At 58.3% G+C, this 25,662-nt stretch carries 27 protein-coding genes; 11 read left to right on the top strand and 16 right to left on the bottom strand.

Annotated elements, in window-relative coordinates:
* Window positions 1-279 precede the first annotated feature (279 nt).
* The 7 genes from QMK47_RS20310 to QMK47_RS20280 form a co-directional block, all read right to left on the bottom strand.
* A complete protein-coding gene (locus QMK47_RS20310; RefSeq protein ID WP_320389238.1) occupies window positions 280-1,248 on the bottom strand; it encodes a hypothetical protein in 969 nt (322 codons plus the stop codon).
* 205 nt (window positions 1,249-1,453) lie between these two features.
* Window positions 1,454-2,656, bottom strand: a complete 1,203-nt coding sequence (locus tag QMK47_RS20305; protein ID WP_320389237.1) for an XRE family transcriptional regulator — start codon at window positions 2,654-2,656, stop codon at window positions 1,454-1,456.
* Complete coding sequence (locus QMK47_RS20300) at window positions 2,653-3,291, bottom strand: hypothetical protein (protein WP_320389236.1); 639 nt, start codon at window positions 3,289-3,291, stop codon at window positions 2,653-2,655. Before QMK47_RS20300 ends, QMK47_RS20305 begins: the two co-directional genes overlap by 4 nt.
* Window positions 3,292-3,712: 421 nt before the next feature.
* Window positions 3,713-4,375 (bottom strand): hypothetical protein, encoded by a 663-nt coding sequence (locus QMK47_RS20295; RefSeq protein WP_320389235.1) that lies wholly within the window; start codon window positions 4,373-4,375, stop codon window positions 3,713-3,715.
* A 404-nt stretch (window positions 4,376-4,779) separates the two neighbouring features.
* On the bottom strand, window positions 4,780-5,217 hold the full coding sequence (locus QMK47_RS20290; protein ID WP_320389234.1) for a hypothetical protein: 438 nt from the start codon (window positions 5,215-5,217) through the stop codon (window positions 4,780-4,782).
* A gap of 10 nt (window positions 5,218-5,227) precedes the next feature.
* A complete protein-coding gene (locus QMK47_RS20285) occupies window positions 5,228-5,371 on the bottom strand; it encodes a hypothetical protein (protein ID WP_320389233.1) in 144 nt (47 codons plus the stop codon).
* A gap of 503 nt (window positions 5,372-5,874) precedes the next feature.
* A complete protein-coding gene (locus tag QMK47_RS20280) occupies window positions 5,875-6,330 on the bottom strand; it encodes a GNAT family N-acetyltransferase (protein WP_320389232.1) in 456 nt (151 codons plus the stop codon).
* 211 nt (window positions 6,331-6,541) lie between these two features.
* On the opposite strand from QMK47_RS20280, the gene QMK47_RS20275 reads away from it, so the two are divergent.
* From QMK47_RS20275 to QMK47_RS20265, 3 genes are all read left to right on the top strand, one after another.
* Window positions 6,542-7,156: an alpha/beta fold hydrolase gene (locus QMK47_RS20275; protein WP_320389231.1), complete on the top strand. Its 615-nt coding sequence runs from the start codon at window positions 6,542-6,544 to the stop codon at window positions 7,154-7,156.
* A gap of 89 nt (window positions 7,157-7,245) precedes the next feature.
* Window positions 7,246-7,869: an SMI1/KNR4 family protein gene (locus tag QMK47_RS20270; protein WP_320389230.1), complete on the top strand. Its 624-nt coding sequence runs from the start codon at window positions 7,246-7,248 to the stop codon at window positions 7,867-7,869.
* A 178-nt stretch (window positions 7,870-8,047) separates the two neighbouring features.
* Window positions 8,048-8,611 (top strand): NADAR family protein, encoded by a 564-nt coding sequence (locus tag QMK47_RS20265; protein ID WP_320389229.1) that lies wholly within the window; start codon window positions 8,048-8,050, stop codon window positions 8,609-8,611.
* 132 nt (window positions 8,612-8,743) lie between these two features.
* On the opposite strand, the gene QMK47_RS20260 is transcribed toward QMK47_RS20265, so the two are convergent.
* Entirely contained in the window at window positions 8,744-10,024 is a 1,281-nt protein-coding gene (locus QMK47_RS20260; RefSeq protein WP_320389228.1) for an HAD family hydrolase, read from the bottom strand.
* A 252-nt stretch (window positions 10,025-10,276) separates the two neighbouring features.
* Between QMK47_RS20260 and QMK47_RS20255 the strand changes: the two genes are divergently transcribed.
* Window positions 10,277-11,047, top strand: coding sequence for a DeoR/GlpR family DNA-binding transcription regulator (locus tag QMK47_RS20255; protein ID WP_018613693.1), 771 nt, complete (start codon window positions 10,277-10,279; stop codon window positions 11,045-11,047).
* Window positions 11,048-11,281: 234 nt separating this feature from the next.
* On the opposite strand, the gene QMK47_RS20250 is transcribed toward QMK47_RS20255, so the two are convergent.
* From QMK47_RS20250 to QMK47_RS20240, 3 genes are all read right to left on the bottom strand, one after another.
* Window positions 11,282-11,968: a hypothetical protein gene (locus QMK47_RS20250; protein WP_320389227.1), complete on the bottom strand. Its 687-nt coding sequence runs from the start codon at window positions 11,966-11,968 to the stop codon at window positions 11,282-11,284.
* Between the two features lie 34 nt (window positions 11,969-12,002).
* Entirely contained in the window at window positions 12,003-12,392 is a 390-nt protein-coding gene (locus tag QMK47_RS20245; RefSeq protein WP_214509769.1) for a hypothetical protein, read from the bottom strand.
* A 116-nt stretch (window positions 12,393-12,508) separates the two neighbouring features.
* Window positions 12,509-13,969 (bottom strand): L-lactate permease, encoded by a 1,461-nt coding sequence (locus tag QMK47_RS20240; RefSeq protein WP_258688925.1) that lies wholly within the window; start codon window positions 13,967-13,969, stop codon window positions 12,509-12,511.
* A 131-nt stretch (window positions 13,970-14,100) separates the two neighbouring features.
* Between QMK47_RS20240 and QMK47_RS20235 the strand changes: the two genes are divergently transcribed.
* Window positions 14,101-14,628, top strand: coding sequence for an Lrp/AsnC family transcriptional regulator (locus tag QMK47_RS20235; protein WP_320389226.1), 528 nt, complete (start codon window positions 14,101-14,103; stop codon window positions 14,626-14,628).
* Window positions 14,629-14,687: 59 nt separating this feature from the next.
* Here the strand turns inward: QMK47_RS20235 and QMK47_RS20230 are convergent, their stop codons facing one another.
* From QMK47_RS20230 to QMK47_RS20215, 4 genes are all read right to left on the bottom strand, one after another.
* The gene (locus tag QMK47_RS20230; RefSeq protein ID WP_320389225.1) at window positions 14,688-15,257 is read right to left on the bottom strand and encodes a DJ-1/PfpI family protein; all 570 of its coding nucleotides are present in this window, start codon (window positions 15,255-15,257) and stop codon (window positions 14,688-14,690) included.
* Window positions 15,258-15,332: 75 nt separating this feature from the next.
* Entirely contained in the window at window positions 15,333-16,388 is a 1,056-nt protein-coding gene (locus QMK47_RS20225; RefSeq protein ID WP_320389224.1) for an alpha/beta hydrolase family protein, read from the bottom strand.
* 84 nt (window positions 16,389-16,472) lie between these two features.
* Window positions 16,473-17,165, bottom strand: a complete 693-nt coding sequence (locus QMK47_RS20220; RefSeq protein WP_320389223.1) for a phytanoyl-CoA dioxygenase family protein — start codon at window positions 17,163-17,165, stop codon at window positions 16,473-16,475.
* A 257-nt stretch (window positions 17,166-17,422) separates the two neighbouring features.
* The gene (locus QMK47_RS20215; protein WP_320389222.1) at window positions 17,423-17,701 is read right to left on the bottom strand and encodes a short-chain dehydrogenase; all 279 of its coding nucleotides are present in this window, start codon (window positions 17,699-17,701) and stop codon (window positions 17,423-17,425) included.
* Between the two features lie 309 nt (window positions 17,702-18,010).
* On the opposite strand from QMK47_RS20215, the gene QMK47_RS20210 reads away from it, so the two are divergent.
* The 5 genes from QMK47_RS20210 to QMK47_RS20190 all read left to right on the top strand — a co-directional run bounded on the left by QMK47_RS20210 (window position 18,011) and on the right by QMK47_RS20190 (window position 23,682).
* Entirely contained in the window at window positions 18,011-20,200 is a 2,190-nt protein-coding gene (locus QMK47_RS20210) for a response regulator (protein WP_320389221.1), read from the top strand.
* Between the two features lie 746 nt (window positions 20,201-20,946).
* Entirely contained in the window at window positions 20,947-21,357 is a 411-nt protein-coding gene (locus QMK47_RS20205) for a glycine zipper domain-containing protein (protein WP_003204097.1), read from the top strand.
* 695 nt (window positions 21,358-22,052) lie between these two features.
* On the top strand, window positions 22,053-22,259 hold the full coding sequence (locus QMK47_RS20200; RefSeq protein ID WP_253478620.1) for a hypothetical protein: 207 nt from the start codon (window positions 22,053-22,055) through the stop codon (window positions 22,257-22,259).
* Between the two features lie 87 nt (window positions 22,260-22,346).
* Entirely contained in the window at window positions 22,347-22,730 is a 384-nt protein-coding gene (locus tag QMK47_RS20195; RefSeq protein WP_320389220.1) for a hypothetical protein, read from the top strand.
* A gap of 256 nt (window positions 22,731-22,986) precedes the next feature.
* On the top strand, window positions 22,987-23,682 hold the full coding sequence (locus QMK47_RS20190; RefSeq protein WP_014339428.1) for an HAD-IA family hydrolase: 696 nt from the start codon (window positions 22,987-22,989) through the stop codon (window positions 23,680-23,682).
* A 69-nt stretch (window positions 23,683-23,751) separates the two neighbouring features.
* On the opposite strand, the gene QMK47_RS20185 is transcribed toward QMK47_RS20190, so the two are convergent.
* Entirely contained in the window at window positions 23,752-24,498 is a 747-nt protein-coding gene (locus QMK47_RS20185) for a 3-oxoacyl-ACP reductase family protein (RefSeq protein ID WP_253476724.1), read from the bottom strand.
* A 125-nt stretch (window positions 24,499-24,623) separates the two neighbouring features.
* Here QMK47_RS20185 and QMK47_RS20180 point away from each other — a divergent pair, with 125 nt between their 5' ends.
* Window positions 24,624-25,547 carry a LysR family transcriptional regulator gene (locus QMK47_RS20180; protein ID WP_320389219.1) on the top strand — a complete coding sequence of 308 codons (924 nt, stop codon included), beginning with the start codon at window positions 24,624-24,626 and terminating at the stop codon, window positions 25,545-25,547.
* Window positions 25,548-25,662: the final 115 nt, after the last annotated feature.

The raw sequence follows: 25,662 nt of genomic DNA, 5'->3' as shown, positions 1-25,662 counted from the left end.
ACCCAACAGCCGAAGCTGTTAATTATCAGAACCGCCCTCGTTCGCACGAGAGGAAATACCCACCCCTTCACGATTGATTCTACAGTGCCATTATGAAGCGTGGAAGCCACCTAGCCACTCGACCGTTCTCTTCGGCCTCAGATGATTTGCGTCGAACCCCCCGGAGGCCTTGCCGCATCTGTCCCGCTGACCCTTGGGCTTGCGTGCCTTGACAGCAAGTGTCCGGCGAATTCACCTAGACCCTACGGTGAGATGAGGGCTCGGCTCGACCGGCCATGCTTACTTAGAATGATCCCAAAACGCGTGATTCATGTTGTTTTCGATGTCCCGGATCTTCTTCACGAGCTCTTTGGCTTTATCCTTATTGATCAGTTTCTTGCTTGCCAGACGCTGGATCTCTTTGACTTGCTCCCTACGCTCCTCAAAGCGCTTTCGATTCAACTTTAGCCCTTCGATCATCAGCCGTGAGGCACCCTTCATGAGTTGGGGGTACTTCATGCAGAACCCGATCGCCGGTCTAACATGCTCGGTGACATCGTCCCATTCAGAGTGATTGTCGGCCAATGCATCAAACCGCCCTGGGCTCAGAACGCTGTCATTGGGGATTCCGATGCCGGTGATGCCCGTGTGCAAGAAAACCTTGCGTGCGAGCTCGGAGCAATAGGCTGCCGCCTTCATCGGCTTTTTAGCTGGGAGGATCTTGTAGGGTTGAGCGAGGTAGAACGCGCAGGCCCGGTAGACAGCATCGGTGTGCTCAGGAACTAGCTTTTTACAGCGGATCACCCGCCAGTCTGGTTTCACATCGGTCAAGACTTCGGAAATCAGCCGATTAGACACGCCGGCGCCTGGCATGGCATCAATGCAAACATAGTCCGCATGAATCAGCGCCACATGGCTTGAGCGAGCGTGCTCGTAAGCATACTTTTGCCCTTTCGTGATGACTTTTGCGCCAAACGTACTACCTGTGCACAGGATAATGTCCCCCGGATGCAGCAGACCGTCGACGCTGGTTGCCTCTTGGATGAAGGCGTTATCTTCACCTCGGATCATGGCACGATAGATGTCCATCTGCTCGGCGGGTATGCCTTCGATGCGGGCGGTGAGCTCAATCTGAGCATCGGTCTGCGCTCGAATTTGCGCAAGAAGCTGCTCACTTTTTTCTTCCGACGACATGGTCGCAAAAATATTCGCGGCAGCGGCGTGCCGAGCATTCTGTTGCATTTTATCTAGATCCATCGTGAAGCCCATGTCGTCGTTTACCTATCTCTTCATCAGCTTGGCCCTGGTGGGGATTGGAGCGCTGGAGCCCGTTTCTTGCAAATCACACGCATGACGTAACCCCAGCGTCTCTAGTCCGCAGGCTTCTTGGCCAACATATGCAATAACCTGGTCAGAATTTCAAACAATGACACGAGCGCCCAACAGTGGGCGTTCGTCTAGCGGCGGATTTGAATCATTTACCCCGATTGAAGGGGAGCACTACAGCACTGTCGTCAGACTTAACCGCCGAGTCGCCGCTCACCATGGACTTAAGCTTCGCTAGATGGAAAACAGAAGCCTTCCCCGACAGATAACGCTCCGGCAAGCCCGCCAGCTTTTCGACATCATTTGCAGCCAAACCGATATAGCTCGATACCGACTCGATCGGCATAACCCCAGAAGACGACAACAACTCAATGGTGCGCTTGAGTAGCCGAGGTTGTTCAGGCGCGCGTGCATCATCACCTGGCTCTGATTTAGCTCCCCATCTGGCAGAGCGGCGCTTGAACAAAACAAGTTTTTCGTCAGCATCTATGATCTTGAGCGCTTCGAGGCGCATGATCATGGCCGCAACGGAGACGCCCCAGCGCTGCTTGAGCAATAGTAGGCTATCAAGTGTGACCGGAGTCCTCACATCGGCTGCAAACGATTCTGCTGGCAGTAGGAAAGCTCCGGCGAACCGGTGAGCCTGTGACTCCATCAACTTGTAGCGCTCGGGATCGGTTGAGCGGTCTATGCCTTTGTGAAGGATGAGGTGGCCGAGCTCGTGCGCCAAGTCAAATCGACTGCGAAATCCATTACCTTTATCGGCTGACAGAAGTATCAGTGGCCGTTGAAGTTCGTAGCTCCATGCAGAAAGGCCTTCGATCGGCGCGATACCTGTTTCTTCCCGTACTACGATAACGCCGGCACCCTCCACAGCCAGTGCCAAATCAGGAATTGCACGACGGCCAAGACTCCAGAAGTCTCTGCATTCACTGGCCGCTTCTTCGATGTCGGAATTGGCGATTTGCTGAGGATCGATGAACGATCTGACCGGAAGATTTACGTCCGGAAAGTCCACGAATTCGTTCATCGCCAAGACGATGTCCTGCGTCCATTCTAGCCGGGCTTCCAGCATCGCCCTCGCAGAGACGTGCGCAGACGCATTGCTTCGGAAAAGAGGCAGCGACCCTTTCTTAGGAAGAGGACGGGTGAACCATTCAGGGCTGACATTGATGACCTTGGAGAGGCTATTTAGCGCCTCCGCTTCGGGTGCCTGCTGCCCAGACTTCCACTTGCTGATCGTGGCCGGCGATACGCCGACCATGGCAGCGAGTTGTACTTGCGAAAGCGCGCGGGCAGCCAATGCTTGAATCAATCGACCTGGCTGAAAATCTGTAATGCCCCGGCTCATGTTTCTTCCTGTCCTCCGAGCTCGATGAAGCCCGTTTTGAGTTTTACTGTTGCGTTGTCGGCCTGTTTCGGAGCCGCCTCATAGCGATCCAGGAACTGGCACAAAGGTTCCCGAAACAGCCACCCGTCCATTTTCGGATTGGGCACTGCGATGTAGATCTGCAGTGGCTTCTCGGGATGGTGATGCAGTGATCCACTGAAGCGTGCGACGAAGAAAAACGCCCCCGAGGTCACATCCTGTGGCCCAAAAAGAGACGGCTGCACCAGTTGGCTCATGGCTTCATTCGCTTCAGCCAGCGAACGTCGGATGGTGCTACGAGTGGGGCGATTCCAGTTCGTCGTACTCATGTTCAAGCGCGCAAATTTGAACATCCCAGCCTCGCCCACGATCACGCGGTTGCCTTGGGAGGAAATCAGCTCAGCGTTGGATGCTTCCAGCAAATCACTGAAGCGCTCGTTCATCTGGATGTGCCGCATGTACCCCAGCGCAGTTTTCCGCTGCTTTTTACTGACCTCTTTCGTCAACCCGAAGGCTTGTAGCGCACCGGCGGCGAAGGCGTCTTCGACACCCATCACAAGGTCACGCGGAACGTTGGCGATTAGCAAAGCGGCGATAGCATCTGGGTTGGGGGTCATTTAGTCGTGCTCAGGTTTCGGTTTGCGAGATTATATACCTGAAAAATTTCGTGTGAATAGGTGTTTGCGGTGCTTTGATGCGGTTCGGCGCCTTCTTATCGTTTTTGCACCTAGCGCTTGCACAAGGTCGTAGATGAATCGTACATATTATTTAGCCTTGACCGTCCACAGCTGCTCTACCTTGGTTGTGTAACGCTGGCTCATAAGGTCTGTTCCGATATCCACATTGCTGTCCATTGGCTCAACTCGAATACGCCCCACTGAATAGGGGAAGGCGCCCCTCTCAGGGTGCGTTTCGAAGCGCTTGTGGAATGAGCGCTCTTGGCCGATTGTTGTCTATTGGGACGAGCAACAACCCAAAACGGATATTGGCAAGTGGTGAGTGTTGGCCGGCACTGGCTTGGTTCCTAGTGGAAACACATCAGCGCATCCAAGCACGAAGAGCTTCGAACTCGGTTGGGTTGGGATGGCGTAGTCGGGCGGCTAACGATTCCTCTTCTTCTTGAGAGATGAAGGCTTTGACAATTTTCGAGATGCCTCGAGCGCCAGCCTGGTAATTTATGGCGACACACTGTCGACTAAACAGGGCCTCAAGAAACGCATAGTCTGCGGGTAGTAGAGCCGTTTCGATCAATGCCACTTCACTTTTCAGTGCGATACTGAAGTCCATCTGAGGCGGTAGCCAAGATAAGTCCGTAGCGACGCGCACGTATTCCCTTGTCACGAACGACGAGATGTCGGCATGGGCAAGTGGAGATGGCTGGGCAAAATGAAGTACCTGAGCAATCCCCGAAGTCCCGTTTTCCAATCGAACCAGGCAGTAAGGCTCACCGCCGCCTGTAGCCGCAAAGGGAAGAAAGGTTCGACCTTGTTGGTCATCAGGGTTAAGCCACTCATTGATTTCTCGTTCGGCTTCTTCGGCATCGAGCCAGTGAAAATCTACAAGGCTACTCAGTGCAGCCTTTGAAGGGGGTGTATGCGCTATTCCCATGAGTGCTGCGAGGCGCTCTGGAAATTCAATGTCAATTCTGTGTGCAAGATTTTGAAAGGCTTCGACGACTGCAACAGCTTGTCCATAATTCAAAGTAGAAGAATCTCCATATCTGATAGCAGCGCAATCGCAGTCTGGAATTTAAATCAACGCCCTCGATTTCCAGACTTGACGTGCTGTCCATGTGAACCGCTATTGTCGGTGCGCTCGCAGGATCCTACAAAGCTACAACTAGAGGCGCAAGCACCCTAAATCCACTGACCGCCTCTGGCCGATTCTGTTGAAAAAGTCGGCCACCGTTTTCACTGCAGAAAAGTACGCGCCTGAGATTGAACTTTTTATTTTGAGTAAGGTGGGGCTCAGATTTCACGTAGCTGCGCGCAAGAAAGGCGTTTTCAGCAGTCAATACGCGGGCAGCCTGGAAAAACCGACTTTTTCAACACGATCGGCTGAAAGCGGGCCCCTAGACTCACTTCGGTCAAAGACCTCATGCGATATCAAGTTGTGTGTCGGATGGCGGAGTCTTGCGGCAGCGCAATGAGTTGCCGCCTTACGTCCAGTGCTATAGCTGCGAATCCTTTTCTCACACCTCTCTTCGACACTGAGTAGTCCTGATGAGCAGAGATGTCCTCCCAGCGCTCCACCGTTTGAAGCTTTCGGTGTGCGATATCGGTGTCAATCTCGAACGCAATGAATCGTTCGGATTGAGTGAGCAGTAGCCCGAATAGGCGGGGCATGCCGGGAAAATCTATTTCCAATTCGAGGACGATGGTATCTGACCAGACTACACCTTGTTCTTCGGCGTACTCGGCCAGGCAAGCAGGAATTTCCCGGTCCCGCCAAACGCTAGCGGTCATCGCGATTTCATGTGCAGTGATCGTATTCTGTTCTTGAACGTTCAGTTGCCGCTTTTTCAGTAACCTGTCGATATCCAAGAGAAGTCCCTCAGCACAGTTCTGGTGCTCCGATGATGACCCGCTTGTACTCGTCAGTGTTGAACACGAACGGCCCGACGTCGTAAATTGGGCGGGGGGCTTCATACCCGTTCTCATAAGCAAATGAATCCCAGACAATGCGGGTATCACTCATGTGAATCTCGACAGAGTAAGCTCCGCATCCAATGTCTCCGCACTCCGGGCAGATATAAATGACGACTCGGGCATCCCCCCCTCTGGGTAGGTCGCAGACTAGAAGGCTGGCGACAAATGTTTGGCTTTGCTGGGGAAAGCCTCCGACAAAGCGAGTCATGAAATCAGAGTGACCACCGTCAGCCGTCGTAAGGAGATCCAGAACGGAACGCCCGTTGATGCGAAAGTCCAGGTAGGTACGCTCAGTGGAGGTACACCCGTCCGATGAGGAACCTGGGCGGTTCATTCGAGCAAAGGTGAGTGCGCTGAGGTGCATATTATTGAACAGTAGGCGAGTGACGACGCAATTACACACGTTATCAATATATCTATCAACGCGGATATCTTCGATGGTCCGCTTCTGGCCGATCTCAGTCTGTCTCGAAGGGCAGCAGCGACGCCTTACGGATTATCAGCGTCATCAATATCGTGGTCTGTCCCCGATGCCGATGGGTCGCTGCAGTGCTACAGGTCCAAGATTTTCGTCATGATGATCGTGCGCTCAGATTTGTGAAACTCATCCCTGACTTTTATAAAGCCAAGCGAAGCATAAAAGCCTTCTGCGGTGATTGAAGAGGGAACCCGTAGCAGGTTCAGACCTGCATCTATGGCGATCGATTGAAGCCGCTCCATCAGGTGTCTCCCGAGACCCTGCCCTTGATAGCTCGGCTCGACAAACACGCTTCGGACAACGTCCTGATCAAGACTCGCCGTTGCAACAATATGATTGTCGACTATTGCTACGAGTACCTGACGTTGAGCCAACAATTGAAGAATTGCCAAGGGAGAAAAACTTTGCGCCACTTGATCGATAATTTCGGATGAGTAGTCTTGGGCATTGGACTGGCGCAGAGCATTGATGATCGTTTGACTGATGGCCGGGGCATCGGCAGCCATAGCGTTTCGAATCAGGTAACCCATCAAGGTAATTCCTTGCGCATAATGGCTGAGCATAGAAGGATTCGGCCTCACTGACCAAAACGAAAGCCGCAATGGCTGCTGTCGTCCACGATCTCTCTTTCACGAAGGGTAGCTATGGATGACAGCTCTCGTTCCGAAGCGATCATAGAACCTGGCGGTATCCCTTTGGCCTCCTGCTGACTCTTTCAACCCCATCTTCAAGGACGAACCCGTGACCGCATCCCCCTCCAAACTCATCTTCCTGCCCGGCGCCTCAGGCAACACCCAGTTCTGGCGTCCGGTCGCCGAGCGCTTGGCCCACCCGGCGCAGCAAGTACACATCGGCTGGCCCGGCTTTGGAGACACGCCGCCCGTGCCTGACGTGACCGGCATGAGTGACCTGGTGGCGCGTGTGCTGGCCGAGATCGACCGACCCACAGCGCTGGTGGCGCAATCCATGGGCGGTATCGTCGCTGTGCTCGCAGCACTTGAATGCCCTGAGCTGATCACCCACCTGGTGCTGACCGTCACCTCGGGCGGGGTGGACATGTCGGCGCTGGGCGCGCAGGACTGGCGCCCGGATTTTGCGGCGGCCAACTCGACGCTGCCGAGTTGGTTTCTCGACGACCGCACTGACCTCACGTCCCGCTTGGTCGAGTTGCGCATGCCGGTCCTGCTGCTCTGGGGCGACGCTGATCCGATCAGCCCCGTTCGCGTCGGCCAGTACCTTGCCCAACTATTGCCCCGTGCTGAACTGCACGTTTTCCCTGGCGCCGATCACAGCCTGGGCTTTACTCACGCAGATGAGGCGGCGAGGCTGATCGAGAGACATCTGGCCAGCGAGTGAGCGGAGCACTTGTTATCGACGTGTCGGACTGATTGTGCGGCGCGGCGTGTTTCAAGACCTTCAGGACCCAATACCTTTTCGAGACATCAATGACTGACTACCGCGGACTCATCCTCGAAGACACCCGTGAAGGCGCCACCGAGCGTGCCATCACGCAACTGGAAAGCAGCCTGGGGGCTCGCTTGCCGGACGACTATCGCCAGTTCCTCAAGACCTGCAACGGCGCCTACGTGGAATACGATGTGCTGGCGACCCTGGCCAATGGCGACGAGGAACTGCTTAGTTTTTCGCTGTACGGGCTGGACCCGGACAAAGAGTATGAATCCAACCCCTTCGAACTGGAGCAACTGCGGGCCCAGCCCGGCTTCCCCGCAACGGGATTGCTGCCGATCGGTCGCGACGGCGGCGCGAGTATCTTGCTGCTGGACCTGCGGGAAGGGCGCCAGGACGTGGCGGCGATGGTCGCGGGCTTGCCTGCCTGGACCGGTCGCCGTCAGCAGGGCGATGAGTACGTGGTGCTGGCGGATTCTTTCAATGGCTATCTGGATTCGCTGCATTTATCGCAAGAGCGGATCGAGGAGCATATCAATCACTTCATGATCAGCCCTGAGAGTATCGAGGCGACGTTGGAGTGGTTGGATAAGGGCAGTCCGGGGTGGCGGGAGCGGTATCGGGAATTGTGGAATACGAGGGTTGTGGATCGGTTGATCTGAAGACTGATTGGGTGGATGAATTCCGGTCTTGTTCCCTGGAGGCTGTTTACCTCTACTTCCCAAGCCGTCGCCACCATTTCGTAAGCTATGAGCGATGCAAGTGGGCGCTATAGACACGAAGCGGCCTTGGTCAGCACAGTAGCTGTAACTTCGATCTTCAGTCAGCAAGGACATCTCATTGAACGACTCTGAACATGTGAAAGAACTGTGCGTCCGTTTCAACTCTGGAGAACATCTGACGTTTACGTTTTTCTGGGGGCACCAGCGCAGCAAAATTGCCGTTACGGCTTCGTGCTTCAGCCAATGGTTCGAGGCCGGGTTCATTGTCGAGGGGCAACATTACCCGACAGCCGAACACTTCATGATGGCCGAGAAAGCGGCCTTGTTCGGCGATCAGGACATTCGTGCGCAGGTGCTCCACGCTCCTACTCCTAATGCCGCCAAAGCACTGGGCCGCAACGTGCGCGGCTTCAATGATAAGGTTTGGCTGCAACACCGATACGACATCGTCGTTCGAGCGAACCAGGCCAAGTTCTCTCAGAATCCGCAGTTGCACGAATACCTTCTACAAACTGGTTCGAGCGTTATTGTCGAAGCCAGCCCGGTTGATAACATCTGGGGTATAGGGCTCGCACAGGACAACGCGGATGCGAACAATCCTAATCTGTGGAAAGGCTTGAATCTGCTGGGGTTTGCGCTGATGCAGGTGCGGGACGGGACGAGTGTGCCAGCCCCAAGGTAGTGTCCTACTTACAGACTCCCTCGGGCCGGCAGTGGTAGCGATTTTCCGACGCAGAATCATCATTCCCGCAGATACAAGGCGAGTTGCACTGCTGCTCGCGGATGGCCGCCGGCCACCCGCGAGCCCGTGCCATCAAGCCAGCAGCTTAAGCTCGTCTTTACCGTACTTGAGCGATTTCTCGTCTGGAATCATCAGGCCGGTGTGCTCGTCGCGCCCCTGCAGGACGAAGCGGGCGTCCGGCTTGCCCAGTTGGGTAGCGGCCTGCTGGCTGTCGGCGCCGATCTCGCCCTTCTTCATGCGGTTGACGATCACCCCCACCGCCGTATCGTTGAAGTCGCGCAGCATCCAGGCATCGCCATCGCTGTCGCCAGCCACCAACACCGGGCCATAGCCCTTCTGTTTAACCATTACGTTCTTGATGCCGACGGTCTTGCCCGGACCGTAATTGAAGTGCCAGTCTGGCTGATAACGAGTGGTGTACTTGCCGTCTTCCATCGCCATGCGCAGGCCGATCACGTTCTCAGGCGGCACGCCGTATCCGTAATGAGGATTGCCCGCGAATACGCGTACCACATCGTCGATCGAGGCGGTGCTGATATAGACGTCGATGCCGTTGGCGCGCAGCGTGTGCATCAGGCCGCGAATCTCCTCATGGATACGAATGCCATGGAAGTGGGTATCGGCCACCACCCCGGCCCTGCCCGGTAATGTGCGCGAACTCTCGTACTTGACCTTGCGCAGCGCGTCGCCGATGGCGTAGTTGTTGGAAGCCTCGGCCATCGCCTGCAACTCAGCCGTGGTCATGTTCTTGTAGAAATACAGAATCCACTTGTAGCCGATCTCCACCGGGTAACTTTCGCAGATCGCGTCGTACATGAAGTAGAGCTTGGCGAGAAAATCCTTGTACTGCTCGCTGGTCTGGATCTCTTCCAGGCTCTTGTCGCCAGCGAGCCCCTTGTAGTTGGCGTGCAACCAGCGGTAATCCGCTTCCACATCGCTGGCGATGTCTTCCATCTTGACCGGCTTGCCGTCCACCGTGGTGTAGTCCTTCATGAACGCGCCGTTCGGCACGTCCTGACGCACCACGGCAGCGAACTCATCAGGTGTCAGCTTGTACTGCAAATGATTGATCTGGTAGACCAGCAGCGCTTCTTCACAGTCGTTCATGATGCAGGTGTTGTCCCAGTCGAACACCGCGTATGGGCGCTGGTCAGGACGGTAGGACGCGCTTTTTACGCCGTGCTGATCGATCACTGCTTGCAGACGCTTTTGGTTAAGCGGCGACCAGCGCGCTGGGTCCAGTGCACTCGGTGTGGCCGCAGGCGTGGCGGCTTGCGTTATGCGGGATGACAACAACAGTGGAGAGACGACGGAAACGGTGGCGAGGGTGTTCAGAAACTGGCGACGCTGCATGGCATAGCTCCTACTTCTAGACGAGAGGTTGCAACCGAGGCGATGGCGAAAGCGTGTTTCGAAATACGGACGAGGGGAAGAGACCGTCCGGCCACGAGGCTAGCTCCAAATACACAAAAAAACAATATTGCCTCAATATTACACAAGCATGCCGCGCAAACCGTGTCAGCGCATTGATCCTGGGGCCGCGCCAAACTTGACAGCGACTGACGCCCCTCCACAATGCGTGCTCGAACAGCAGGGACACACGGTATGTGGCAAGAAGAGCGTTACCAGCGGATCCGCGCACTGCTATCGACCTTGCAGCGCGTCACCACCGACCGCATCGTCACGGACCTGAATGTTTCTCGCGAGACAGTGCGGCGCGACCTGGTCGCTCTGGAAGAACAGGGAGAGTTGAAGCGGATACACGGCGGCGCCATCCGCGTCGAGGACGAAGCGCCCATCGCCGAGCGGGCGCAAAGCAACGTCAAGTTCAAGCGTGACCTCGCGCGCGCCGCAGTCAGTCTGCTGTCACATGGGCAGACAGTGTTCATCGACGCGGGCACCACCACCGTCATCCTTGCCGAAGAGCTGGCCAAGCTGGGAGGGCTGACCGTGATCACCAACTCGTTCAACGTGGCACTGCAACTGCGCAACCCCGCTGCGTCGGGCGGTCGGCATAACGAGGTGCTCGTACTGGGCGGTTCACTCGACGATCGTGCGCCGGCGACGGTCGGCAGCACCACGGTGGCGGAAATTGCCCGCTATCGAGCCGACCTGGCGCTGTTGTCGCCGGTCGGCATCGACGCCCAGCGCGGTGCCAGCAACTACGACCACCGCGAAGCCGAAGTGGCGCGCGCCATGGCCGACAATGCCGAAGGCGTAGTCATCCTCGCCGATTACAGCAAGATTGGCGTGGAGAGCCGCGTCGCTTTCTGCCCGCCAGAACGCATCGACGTGCTCATCACCAACCACAAGGCCAGTACCGAAGCGGCGTTCGCCGCACTGAACGCCAAGCTGAAACGTATTGTCCTGGTGTAGCGGTGGTTTGGCGGTTGCAACAGGCATTGACGCAGCGTGATGCTCAAGTGCAGGCAACCGGGTAGATCTAGCACGATACGACTCTCGGCGCGGGCAAACTGACGGTAACTGTATTGGCCGCTAAAAAGAGCAGGAACGAGATGGGAGCGAGTACTTTGAGGGCCTGCTTCTCGAAGCGATGAAGCGAGTGCAGTCAGGGGAGTAAGTTATCCCTTCGCCGCTTGAATCCAGTCCTCAGTCGAGGCGGCCGATGACGCGTGCAAGATTTGCGTGTGCCTGCTGCTCGAATGCGTCGAAGTACGCTGCGGTCGTATAGATCCGCCCGCGCGCCTGGAATCCCTCCAGGACCTGGCGCCGCTTTTGGCGGTACACAGGCAGAGGCACAAACTGGTACTCGTGGCGAATTTGTTGGTCGTATTCCTCGAACCGTTCGAACGACGCTCCAAGGATCGCCAGATCCGTGTCCACCAACACCGCTTCGTCTGCCGACTTCGGGGCGCCATCGTGTCGCGTCACCATGATCAGGTCGTAAAGCCTGCGTCGCGTTTCATCGCCCAGGCCGCTATCACGTGCCACGTCGTCCAACCATTGCGCACTGCGCAGCTCGTTGTCGCTGCGAAGGGGGTCGTAGATCGCGTCATGGAACCACAGCGCGAGGTCGATTTCGGCGGGGGCCTGGCAGGCCGCGTTGACGAATCGGCGCACTTGAAGGCATTCCTTCAGATGCTGGAGGTTGTGGTAGGCGCGGTGGGGCTCGCAGTAATGCCGAATGAGTTCTTCGTACGCCTCTCGTGACGCGCATCCGACGCCAAGCTCCGCCCAGACGCGAGCCCAGGCGTCGAAACCCGTGCCATCAGCCACGTCTAGGTCGCCGGGTGTGCTGGCCGGGAATTGACCGTTCTCTTCTGGCGAACCCGTCATCGTTTCTCCTGCGCTTCAAAAATGAAAAAGACAATTATTGGGCATCACCCGCCGGCTCATCGTCGGCATCCTCCGCTGGTGCCCCATAAGGTGCGCCAATCTCGACCCGATCAGCCTTTACCCAACCGGTATAGTCGTCGCCGCTCTTGGCGATGAAGTTCACTTCCAGCCATGATTCGTCTTCAAGGCTGGAGTAAACGGTGAGAGAGTCGCCGGGTATGACGAAAATCTTCTTATTGGCACAGGCTTCATCCGGCGCTTCGTGGAAATGCAGGCGCCCGGTGCCAATGACCTTGCCTTGCACTGACGGATGAAACTCAGGCACCGTTCCGGAGATCTTTTCCGCCAGGGCCGAACAGTTAACAGCGGCCTGGCTCAGGCTGCTGAAAAGGCACAGGCACAACACGCTTGAACGCAGATACATCGTGGCGAATCCGTTTGGGGTGGGGGCGTAGGATAGTTAAGTCAGAAACTCTTGGGAAAGAGAAAAAAGGGGACTCGAACAATGGCAGAAAGGGGTGCCCATCTGCCAATACCCCGCTATCCAAACCATCCACTCAGCACCGCCGCGCCCAACGCGACTAACGCGGTATTGAGACAGACCAGCGTGAAGCCAAACCTTACCAGTTCGCCTTCCTCCTTGGCCTGGGTCTTGGCAAGTCCCAGGATCAGCATGACAACCGACAGCGAGCCCAGCGCAGCATGCCCGGCCGAGCTGTTCTGGACGGCAGCCAGCAACAGGCGAGAGGATTCGGGCAACATCGCGATGGCCGGCATGAAGATCGCATTGCCGCCAACATTCGACCCGGTCATGTAGCCTGACAGCGCGCCAAACAGGGCAACCAGCGACGTCGCGGCGGCGGGCGACAGGCCCGCCAGCAGTTGCATCAAACCCGCGAGGAAGCCGGCCTTCACCATCATCTGCGACATCGCGAGGAAGAAGAAAATGGTCAACAGTGGTCGCTTCGCCCGCGCCACCAACGCAGCAGGCATGCTGACGTCGAGTGCTGTCTGGTGTTGGGTGTGGCGTGTGTGAAACCCTAGCCCGATCAGCACCAGAACCAGTGCCAGGCCTGGTGAGGCGAGTGGCTTCCAGGTGACCTGGGCGCCCTGTACAAGCCAGTGATCCTGCCAAGAGGTGATCGCCCACACCATCTTCAACGCGACAATGCAGACAATCAGCACCAGATACGGCCATGCCTGGCGCGGCCATTGCACCGTACCGCGCTCGCTATCGTTGCGGCGCAAGCGCCACAGCCCCGCAGAGAGTACCGCTGCGGCCGTCACCAGGCCCGCGGCCACGCCGGCCACTTCCGGCCCCAGCCACCGACTGGCACTGTAAAGCACGCCCACAAACAGCAGCCAGAAAGCGCCCAGCGCCCTCCATTCCCGCGAGTCACGAACGCCTGCAAGAAATAGCGCGATTGCACTGAGGACCAAAAAAACCGGTGCGCTGGTCAGTGCCGAGGTCGACGCCAGCGTGGGTGCGTCCAGGTGAACCAACGAAGCACCAATGACCGATGCCAGGCCCAGCGTTCCCCAGGGCATGATTGCCATGCCGGTCAGTGCTATTCGTAGCGCGACCCGACGTTCGAAGAGACTGAGCAGCAGGGGCACCGTGGCGATCAACGACACGCCGAAGCCGGTCATCGCTTCGAGCAACGGTGCCAGTCCAAGAACGATAAACACGACTTGATCGCCGCGTCCAAGCCCCAGCGACCGCACCCATTGGCTAAGCGCCAGGTTCACGCCCATGCGCTCGATAAAAATCACGAAGACCAGACCTGGAACGATCACGAAAGCCGTACTTGCAAACAGCACGGCCGTATCTTGAGCAGCGGCCACCATACTGCCTAGGCGCCACGCGTCAGCAGCACCGGCGAGCCAGAGCACCATGACTAATGCAGTGCCTGCAATGGCGGCGTGCACGGGTGGCCGGCGCAGCACCACGAGCATGGCTGTCACCAACAGGACAGGGGAAAGATGGAACAGTGCGAGCATGCCAATAATATCCTGTGTGTGTTGCGACTAAGGCTGCGTACGCAGACTGCTGGCAAGATAATATTTCTCTTGGCTAGATAAAGGGGTGCGGTTTTCTGTTAGTTTTCGAGAAAATTTCTCACGGGTTTACCATGGCCAAAAACGACGCAGCACTTGAATCGTTGGACAAGTTCGACCGGGCCATCCTGGACCTCGTCCAGCGCGACAACACGATGCCGCTGCGCCTCATGGCTGAGCAGGTCAATCTTTCCACGGCCGCCGTTCAGCGTCGCATCAAGCGGATGGAAGCGGGGGGCGTCATCACGGGCAACGTAGCCATCGTGGATCCCACCGCCGTAGGACGGCCGATCACGATCATTGTGGAAGTGATGGCAGAGCGCACCAGCATCGAGGCACTGGAGGCGATGAAGGCACACTTCGCGGTGCCCGAAGTTCAGCAGTGCTACTACGTCACCGGCGAAGTGGATTTCGTCCTGGTATTAACCGTTGCCAGCATGAACGAATACCAGGCGTTGGCGCGGCGATTGTTTGCCGAAAATTCCAACGTTACCTGGTTCAAGACAATCGTGGCGCTGGACCGTGTGAAAGTCGGGCTTAATGTGCCGAGCATGCCTGTGGGAAAAGTGGTGGAAAAGGGGGATTTACTTTTACTTCCATAAAACAAATCCGGCCGGGTCGGGCACGTGACTTTGACAGACGCTCACGTGGGGCGAAGCGCTTACCCATGTTCCGCTGCCAACATCGATCTGAACTGAGCAATGATCTCTGAAGATAACCCGGCACCTTCGAACACTGCGCAGGTGAAGCTCACGGGAGCAGGGCCTGGAGCCGTGATGATGCGGTCCGCAACCACAGCTACTGGGCTGCTTCGATAAAACTCATTGCCTTCATAACCCACGGCATTCTTTTGCAAGAAGTCGGCGCTGTTCGAGGTATGAGGAACCGTGTCGAGAAGCCCAGCCCTGGCCAGTGCCAGCGTTCCTCCGCAGATACCGGCAATTGTCGCTCCACGTGATCGACTCGCCTGAAGAAAATCGCCAATATCGGGCGCTTCTGCACGTTCCCAGACCATTCCACCAATGACCACGACAACGTCCGGTTTCCAGTCCAGGCATTCATGCAAATTGCTATCAACCGTTACGGCCAATCCACCCTGGGAACGGAACTGCCCCGTAGCAGGAGCGAAAAACCTGACGTCGATCCCGTAAAAAGGGGACGCAGTTCCAGCGATGAAAGCATATTCCCAGTCCGCAAAACCGGGTGTCAGTATCAAACCCACGCGTGCCATCGATCAGAATCCTCCATGAATGCCAAATGACTGCCACGGCCTTTTCGTTAAGCCGCAGCGAGTCAGTTCCACCGGTTACAAACTGTCTTTTTTGTCTGCAGGTGATTGCGCCAGAAACTCCGCGATCAGCGATACAACCTGCTGCTGAATCACCCCGCGAGCACGACCGCCATCACCATCCCGACAAATGATTCCATCCCCCGGCACGTCCTCTTCGAGCATCCCCTGCGCACCAGGTTTGCACATCGACGTGAAGCTGAAGTGGCTTGCGTCTTTGATCTCGATGTAACGGCTTGACGCCGAGGGCAGGCGCTTGGCCAGGTTGGCAGATTCCAACTCGGCGGGAAGTTCTCGCGACGGTACGCCAGCCGCGATCACCAGGGCGGGGACAGGCAGCGCGGTCAAGCTTTTATCGGTCATGCCCCGTGAAAGGCCCAGGTCCAATGTCACCACCGCAGTAACGCGTTTATCACGCCAATCGGCGGCCAGTTCGGCCTTTGATTCAGCGGTGCTGGCGGGGTTCATCTGTTCGTAAACGGAGCAACTGGATAACTGCGAATGGGCTTTGCAGTCTTGGGCGAAGCGCTCTGGGTCGAAGCGAGCGCCGACGATTTCCAGGGCGGTCCAACCACCGAGTGAATGGCCCACGGCTGCAATTCGGCCATTGGCGACCCGGCCAAATTTTTCAGGCTGAGTCGTGACCGCATCGATGGCTCGACGCAGATCGCCGGGCCGCTGCCATAACTGCGCCGCTGCTTGCGGGCTGCGGTCATGGGTGGTGCTGCCGGGGTGGTTGATGGCGGCGACGATGTAACCCTTCTGGGCCAACGAGCTGGCCAGCCAGATCTGGTTGCTCCAGTTGCCCCTGTAGCCGTGGGAGAGCACCACCAATGGATGTTCGCCGGCAGCGGGTGGTGCGTTACGCACGGCAGCAGCGCCGACAAACACCGCGTTATCGGCGATCAGTTGCGGGGTTTCGGTCGTTGCGCTGGGGTACCAAACGACCATCTCCAGTGCGCGGCCATTATGCGGATCCGGCAGGGTGGAGGATTGGAAACCGACGGGGTTTTCGTCAGCAAATGCGGTAGTTGTCAGGCAAGCCAACAACAGGGCGCCGAAAGCTGTTTTCAATGTCGTTTCTTCCTTGATTAGACGAATGGGGGTGTCGATAAGCATGGGCATTAAAGCTCAGATTCGAACCGCTGCGCACAACTTTTATCGACCAAAAACCTCGCCCCCGAAAGCAAACTCCGAAGGGGCGAACCGGTCGCTGGTGTCCATACGAATATTGCGCAGTACCACGGTTTCCAGGTGTGACGCGTAGAGCGACTCCGAGAAATAACTGATCAGAATGGAACGACGGCGTGCGCCGATCACGTTCAGGCTGCCCGCGTGCACCAGATCGACATCGAACACCAGGATGTCACCGGCAGAGCCGGAAAGCTGTACGGCGCGTGACTCGTCATTGAAGTCGAAAGGTGGGGCGCCCGGCTCAGGTCGATGGCTGCCGGGGACGATCCGTGTCGCGCCGTTCTCGGGGCCGTAATCGTCGAAAAAAGCCAGGGCGATGGCGATGTCGCCTGGCCGTTGGGCCGACAAGTCGCGGTGCAGTTGTTGGTGGCCGCCACTGGCAAGAGGCTCGCGGCCTTCCACTTGGGAGAGGAAGAATCGCTCGCCGATCAACTCTCCCGCCACCGACAGTAGCTGGGGTAGACGACACACGGCCTGAATTGTTGAATCGTCATCCAGCATCGAATAGCGCCAGTCCATGCCGCGGGGCACTGGCCATTGATCCGACGGTTTCACGCCCGCATCAAACACTGCACGAAGGTCGGCCAGCCACTCGGTCGGGATTGCTTGACGGAGCAGGGCGTAGCCGTCTTGGTGGAGTTGTTTGCGGTCAGGCATGGTTTTCTCCACGTCCTTGTGCGGGCATTTGGAAGGCTAGTATGCAAACCAAAGTGGGACCACCAGCCCTTGATGAGTCAGGGGCCCTGTAGGAGCTGTGTAGGAGCTGTCGAGTGCAACGAGGCTGCGATCCTTTGATCTTTCGCTCCGAACTCAATTGGCAGTGAAAAGATCGCAGCCTCGTTGCACTCGACAGCTCCTACAACGCAGTTCAAGCGGGAGCAAGCTCCCTCGCCACAGGTTGTCGGCTGGCAGGCTTATAGAGTGGAACCTGCCGGTGCCGCATCCAAGCGTCGTGCAATCACATCCATCACGTCGCACCCATCACGCAGTGGGATGCAGCAAAGCTGCGCCAGATCTTGCAAGGTCGCGGGGTCGATCGTCTGTTCATCGCGCATCGCCAAATTTTCCAGGAACTGGGTAGCGGCACGGATTCGGTAAGCGGCTGAGTCGAGCAGGATGTGTAGCGGGGCGGTGGTGTCGACGTAGAGGGGTTGGTCGTCGGTGTTGCTGGTAAGGCCCATATATCGGTTCATAAGTAAGCTCCACTGGATAGTTTTGCCCACTGCGGGTCGCCAAACCCGGTCGCCATCTGGGCGACGGCAAAACTATAGACTCCCCCACAAAAACGACGCAATAGATGGATAGGCAGGCCAATTCCCAACGATATGTAGGACCTTTCTGTAGCCACACCCCCCATTTTCGCCTTTCATCTCCCATTTGCCCCCCGACACATCCCACAATCCAATCGCGCATTCCCACCCGGCGCGGGATAATACAGTCCTGCTTGGGGTCACAAGCTTTTCCCCCTCGTTGGTATTGGCGGCTCAGAAGGATCGAACGCAATGACAGATTGGCTCCAGAGCTATGGAGAAATGGCTGAGCGGGTTCGCCGCCATCCTTGGGAGGACACGCCGCTCGGGCCGCTTGCCCACTGGCCTGATGTATTGAAGACCACCGTGGCGCTGAGCCTCGCCTCGCATTTTCCCCAGGCCATCGTATGGGGGCCGGGCCTGATTACGCTGTACAACGATGCGTTCCTGCAGATCCTCGGCAGCAAGCCCGAGGCGCTGGGGCGGCCGTTCGATGAGGTTTGGCAGGAGGTCTGGAGCGATATCGGGCCGATCGTGCAGGGCGCCTTCGATGGGCAAGCGACTTATATAGAGAACTTCCCCCTGGTCATCGAGCGCGGCGGCGGTCCTGAGCAGGCTTATTTCACGTTCTGCTACAGCCCCATCCGTGACCAGTTCGGCAAGGTCGTGGGCATGCTGGATACGGTTACCGAGACCACGTCCACGGTGTTCATGACCCAGCGGCTGGCGGTGCTCGATGCCATCGGCAATGCCGTGGCGAATGCCACCGACCCGCAAAGCATCATGGCGGCCACCACACGGATCCTGGCGGCGCACCTGAACCTGTCCAATTGTGCCTACGCGGACATGGATGAAGACGAGGACGGCTTTACCATTCGTGGTGATTGGGCCAGGGTGGGCTCGCCGCATATCCTTGGGCATTATCGACTGGCTGATTTTGGCCGACTGGCAGTCACTAACCTGCGGGCCGGCAAGCCGCTGGTGATCAACGATAACCTCAAGGAACTGGCGCCGGAGGAAGCGGCGACGTTCCAGGCCATTGGCATCGCGGCCACCATCTGCGTGCCGTTGATCAAGGGCGGGCGATTGACCGCGTTGATGGCGATCCACGATAAAGCGCCGCGGGTCTGGTCATCCTACGACCTGGCGCTGCTGATGGAGGTCACCGAGCGATCCTGGGCCCACATCGAGCGCGCCCGTGCCGACGCTGCCGTGCGCGAAGGCCTGGCGGCCCTGGCCGAATTGAACGCGACGCTGGAAGAACGGGTCGAGGAGCGCACCACGCGCTTGAAACAGACCGAAGCGGCGCTGCGCCAATCGCAAAAGCTCGAAGCCATCGGCCAGCTCACCGGCGGTGTGGCCCATGACTTCAACAACCTGCTGACGATCATTCGTTCTTCGGTCGACTTCCTGCGCATGCCCAGCCTGTCCGAGGAACGTCGGCAACGCTACATGACGGCGGTGTCCGAAACTGTGGAGCGCGCCTCCAAGCTGACCAGCCAGTTGCTCGCGTTTGCCCGGCGCCAGCCGTTGAAGCCGCAAGTCATCGATGTGGGCAAGCAAGTGCAGAGCCTGGGGGACATGCTGCAAACCGTCACCGGGGCGCGGATCCAGGTCCACGTCGAGCTGTGCGATCGGCCCTGTTACATCCGCGCGGATCTGAGTCAGTTCGAGACGGCGCTGATCAACATGGCCCTCAATGCCCGGGATGCCATGAATGGCCAGGGCACGCTGTGGCTTCGGCTCAGTTGCGGCGGTGGCATGCCGCCGATCCGTGGTCATGCCGGGGCCGGGCAATCCTTTGCTGCCATTACCCTGGCGGACACCGGTACCGGTATTGACTCGCCAGTGCTCGAGCACATCTTCGAACCCTTCTTCACCACCAAGGAAGTGGGCAAGGGCACGGGGCTGGGCTTGTCCCAGGTGTTTGGCTTTGCCAAGCAGTCCGGTGGCAACGTCGATGTTTCGACCGTGGTGGGCGAGGGCACGGTGTTCACCTTGTACCTGCCGGAGGTGGCGCCCGAGAAAAACCATGAGCCTGTCCGGGAAGAACACACGCATCTGCTGCCGGAAAAGGGCAAGCGTCGGGTATTGATCGTGGAAGACAACCTGGAGGTGGGGCGTTTTGCCAACCAGATCCTCCAGGACCTGGGCTACGAAACCGCCTGGGCGACCAACGCCGAAGAAGCGCTGGAAATGGTCGGCCCGGATGCGATGGCGTTCGACGCGATATTTTCTGACGTGGTGATGCCCGGCATCAGCGGCATTGCCCTGGCCAGGGAACTGCGCCAGCGGCGCCCGGATTTGCCGGTTGTGCTGACTTCTGGTTACAGCGAAGAGTTGGCCCACAGCGGCCATGAGGGCTTTGAATTCTTGTCCAAACCCTATTCGGCCGATCAGGTTTCCCGGGTTTTAAACCGGACGATCCTGGGGGCTGAATGAGTGTTTCCTTTCTGAAACAGTGAGTTCCATTCGTCGGCCAACGGCTTTGTTGAATCAACAGTCTGTTGATGACCGACTAGTCTCATTGTCGTGAGGGTCGATATTGTCAGGCAACCGGTTGTTGCCGGTATGGGCCTCGATGAAAGGGGAAAGGCAATGGGAACACCGTACAGCGAGGAGAACACTGCCGCGTATCCGATCAATGAGGGGTTGCAGTGTGGCCAGTCGGCCTATCATGCGGACTTCGGTGACGAGCCGATCAAGTCCATCAGGACGAAGGTGGCCAAAGTACAGCGAGGGGAGAAGGCCAAGTTCTTGCCCAGGGTCCCGGTCAGAAAGTGACGGCGGATCGTGGTAGGGGAGCTTGCTCCCGCCGGGCTGCGTAGGAGCTGTCGAGTGCAACGAGGCTGCGATCTTTCCCCAGACAAATTGAGTCTCAAGCGAAAGATCAAAAGATCGCAGCCTTCGGCAGCTCCTACAGGGCGATTTCGGCTTTTGCGTAAATATTTTTCATCTTTTCTCAACTGGCATTTTCTTTCACGTTTCTTTCACAAGCAGGTACGTAGTCTCAGCTCATCCGTTAGAAAGCAGTACCTGCCCGTTTCCCCAGCGGGCTTTTTTTTGCCTGTCATAAAATAAACCCCCGTTTCGTTGTCCAACCATCATGGCTGACGCTGTCTGGCGTAAACTCGCGCCCGCGCGCACCGGCCATTTCTCCCCGATGCGGCATTTTTGAGGTTTCTATCATGCGTTTGACTTTGTCCACCTTGGTACTGGGGTTGGTGGTTGCCCAGGGCGCGATGGCTGCCGGCGATGGTACCGCCGCGGTCGGCGGTGGTCTGGGCGGTGTATTGGGCAACGTGGTCGGCCAGCAGATGGGCGGCAGCACCGGCGCCGCGATTGGCGCGGGCGTTGGCGGCGCAGCCGGCAGTGCCGTAGGCGCTCGCAAGGGCAGCCGCACCGAAGCGGCCATTGGCGGTGGCTTGGGGTCGGCCGGTGGTTCGGTTGTCGGTAACCGTCTGGGCGGCTCCACCGGTTCCACCATCGGCGCAGGCATCGGCGGCGCGGCGGGCGGCGCGTTGGGCAGCAACCTGTCCAATGACAACGACCGTCACTCCAGTGGCAAGAAGTACAAGCACAAGAGAAAGCATCGTTAAGCGGATGCTTGGATGAATAGACCCGGCCTTGTGCCGTGATGCTGTTCGCTTGGAAAAAACGGCGCTTCTTTCAGCAATGGGAAGCGCCGTTTTTTTTGGGCTTTTTTGGGTTGGCGGGCTAAGTACCCAAGGCAAGTCCAGCAGGCAAGTCCAGCCGCTATGCAACTGCACTACCGCTATCGCGAGCAAGCTCGCTCCCACATTGGATCTTCAGCAGACACAAAATCCACTTACACCACAAAACCTGTGGGAGCGAGCTTGCTCGCGATGACATCGGCACATTCAACATCTATGTAACTGAAATACCGCTATCGCGAGCAAGCTCGCTCCCACAGGAGAAACGCGGTCTCCATCAAGAACCAGATCGGCTGTCAGGCCGCCTCGCGGTGGGGCATGAGCGTTTTGCTTACTTTTGACTGGGCCGGCTCCCGGGCTTCTCAAAAGTGAGCCGCTGTAAGAGCGGAACCATACGCGGCCGTTACCGAGGAAATGGATATACACTCCCACTGAAACATACCCCCCAGAACGGCAAATCAAAATCTCCGGAACGATTGCCATCCCCCCGCTTCGAACTCATACATCCATCAACAATTGCGAGGTGTACCATGACGCCGCAAACGCAAGACAAGGACGAGAACGACTCCTCGGGCACGCCTGTCGTCAATGACCCAGGTAATGAAGACCCCGGTTCCCTGATGGATGACGCCCAAGTTCCCTTGATCGAGGAGGATGAAACCCCGGAATACCCGCTGCCTTCGCCCACCAACTCCCTGAGCCGCGACCAGCGTCCACCCGATGACGATGCGGGCGTCGAGCAGGTCCCCAGCGACGATGAGGAGATCGAAGCGAGCCCGGATGACCCGGACATCGCCGGTGACGATGCCTCCGGCAAGCCGAGCTGATCGCAGGCCCGTCTGTCGATTCAGCGGCACCATCGTCCCGCCACGCGTGCCACACATCAGGTAAGGATCTTGAAAAGGAGACTCACCATGATGAAGTCCAACATGACAGCGCTGACACTCGCCGGGATTCTTTCGCTCAGTTTACTGGCTGCCTTGGCAGAATCTTCGGGCGGCACGCCCCCCGTGGACAAGGGCGGGATGCCACCTTCCACGGAAATGGAGGCCGGCTCCAATTCCGGTGCCAACGGTAACGCCTTGCCCCCGGGCTCTGTGAGCGGCGGGAACGGCGGCGATGCCAACGGCAGCAGCACCAGCCCCGGTACCGGCAGCGGTTCGATGAGTGGAGGCAGCACGATGGGCGGTGCCGACGCCGGCGGTGGGAGCAACGGAGGAACCGGTACCCGCGACAGCGGCGGCAGCTCGGGCAGCAGTGGCTCGGGATCGGGCGGCTCCGGCAGCTCGGGTCAATAACCATCCCTCCACACCCATCCGCTTTCTGTGGCGAGGGAGCTTGCTCCCGCTGGGTCGCGAAGCGACCCCACGATCCAACGGTCGCTGCGCACCCGAGCGGGAGCAAGCTCCCTCGCCACAAAAACCCATTCATAGATTGCCCATTGCCGCCTCCAAGCCCCCTTCGTTATCCTGCTGAATCCTTTAAGGCGAACACGCTGCCCTGGCCGCACCTGAGCCATCCCTGGAATGTTGTGTTGATAACGGATCAGATGCGATGAATGCACCGCTGAAAGAGTTTGGCCCGATCAAAGCTGTGATTTTCGACATGGATGGACTGTTGCTGGACACCGAGGGGATCTACACCGAGGTCACGTCCATCATCGCCGAGCGCTACGGGCGCACGTTCGATTGGAGCGTCAAGCAGAACATCATCGGGCGCGGGGCCACGGACCTGGCCAATTACGTCGTCCAGGCGCTGGAATTGCCGATCACCCCCGAAGAGTTCCTGGTCATCCGCGAGCCCTTGATGCGCGAGCGTTTTCCTCATGCCCTGGGGATGCCCGGCGCCGAGGAGCTGGTGCGGCATTTGAAAGCCCACAACGTTCCCATTGCGGTGGGCACCAGTTCGTCGAGCCCGACCTTCGCACTGAAAACCACCTTGCATCGGGACTGGTTCGCGCTGTTCGACTTCATCGTGACGGCGGATGACCCTGAGGTCGGGGCGGCGAAACCAGCGCCGGATATCTTCCTCACGGCTGCCCGGCGCCTGGGTGTCGAGCCGCGCGACTGCCTGGTGTTCGAGGATTCGCCGTTCGGCGTGACGGCGGCGAAAGCCGCTGGCATGACCGCCATTGCCATTCCGGATTCGGCCATGGCGGATGAAAAATACGCCCACGCCGACGGGATCATTCGCTCCTTGAAAATGTTCCAGCCGAGCCTTTGCGGTCTGCCGGAGTTGGAGTGGGCCTGACACTGTCGCGTTACACAGCAAAACGCCGGTCATGGTTAAAGCCATGACCGGCGTTTTTTCATGCCTGGATCAGGCGCCGAAACCACCGTCGATGGTCAGGCTGGCACCGGTGATGTAACCGGCCTCCGGCCCTGCCAGGTAAGCGACGAAGCTGGCGATTTCATCGACGTTGCCGTAGCGCCCGACGGCCATCAGCGACATCAGGCTGGAGGCGAAATCGCTGTCGGCCGGGTTCATGTCGGTGTCTACCGGGCCGGGCTGCACGTTGTTGACGGTGATACCACGCGGGCCGAGGTCACGGGCCAGGCCTTTGGTCAGGCCAACCAGTGCGGCCTTGCTCATGGCGTAGGGCCCACCGCCGGCGAAGGGCATGCGGTCGGCGTTGGTGCTGCCGATGTTGATGACCCGACCCCCTTCGCCCATGTGCGGCGCAGCGGCCTGGGTGGCGATGAACACGCTGCGCACGTTGATGGCCAGGGTCTGGTCGAAATCTTCGAGTTTGAATTCATCCAGCGGCCCTATCGCCAGCACGCCAGCATTGTTGACCAGGATGTCCAACCGGCCAAAAGCCTCGACGGTGGCCGCGACGGCGTTACGGATGGCCTCGGCGTCGGCGCTGTCGGCCTTGATCGCCAGGGCCTTGCCGCCTGCTACGGTGATGCTGTTCTGCAGTTCTTCAGATTTTGCGCCAGAGCTGACGTAGGTGAAGGCCACGGCGGCGCCTTCTGCTGCCAGGCGTTTGACGATGGCGGCGCCGATGCCGCGAGAACCGCCCTGGATCAAGGCGACTTTACCGCTCAGTGCTTGGTTACTCATGATGATCTCCAAAAAGTGCCGGGGCGAGATGCCGCGGTGATGGGGCGAGTATCAAGAAGGTGCCGTGGGCTGTGTAGACCGTCATTGCTATAGTCTGTCTAAACCAAAAGTTTAGAGTGAGGCTCATGGAGACCTTCAACAGTATCGAATGCTTCGTGCGCAGCGCCGAAGTCGGCAGCTTTGCCGAGGCGGCGCGACGTCTGAGCGTGACCCCGGCCGCGGTGGGTAAAAGCGTCGCCAAGCTGGAGGCGCGAATGGGCGTACGCCTGTTCCAGCGTAGCACCCGCAGCCTGAGGCTGACCGAAGCCGGCCAGTTGTTCTTGGGAGAAGTTGGCAGCAGCTTCAACACCATCCAGAACGCCGTCGCCACTCTGGCCAGCGCCGGCGGGCAACCGGCGGGGACGCTGAAGGTGAGCATGGGCACGGCGTTCGGTCGATTGTATGTCGTGCCGTTGCTGGGGGAATTTCTGCGACGTTATCCGGCGATCAACCCGGACTGGCATTTCGATAATCGCCAGGTGGACCTGATCGGCCAGGGCTTCGATGCCGCCGTCGGCGGCGGTTTCGAGCTGCCCCAGGGGGTGGTGGCGCGCAAATTGACGGTGGCTCATCGGGTGCTGGTTGCCTCGACCGGCTACCTGCAAACCCATGCCGCGGTGACAGAGCCGGACGATCTGTCACAGCATCAAGGCATCCTGATTCGTTCCCCACAAACCGGGCGCGTGCGTTCCTGGCAACTGACCAGTCGCAATCGGGAACACAGCCCGCTGACGCTCAAGACGCGCATGACCATGAGCGATTCGGAAGCCGACTGCGCGGCCGCCACCCAAGGCCTGGGTATCGGTCTGGTGAGCATGCCGATCGCCGTTCCTTTTCTGGAAAGCGGGGCACTGCAGCGGGTGCTGCCGGACTGGTATGTCGACGATGGCAACATCTCCATCTACTACGCCGAACACAAGCTGTTGCCAGGCAAGACCCGGGCGTTTGTGGATTTCATCATCGAGCAGTTTGCCGAGCAGGGGTTGGCGCGGCGGTTTAGTGCGGTTTGAGCTGGGCTCTGGACCGCGTTGGGCCGAATCGCGAGCAAGCTCGCTCCCACAATTGATTTTTGTGAACACAACCAACCCTGTGGGAGCGAGCTTGCTCGCGATTCGAGGCACCTCA

This window comes from Pseudomonas sp. P9_35, from assembly GCF_034008205.1.
Lineage (GTDB): Bacteria > Pseudomonadota > Gammaproteobacteria > Pseudomonadales > Pseudomonadaceae > Aquipseudomonas > Aquipseudomonas kilonensis.
This window is presented reverse-complemented; position numbering and strand designations above follow the sequence as displayed.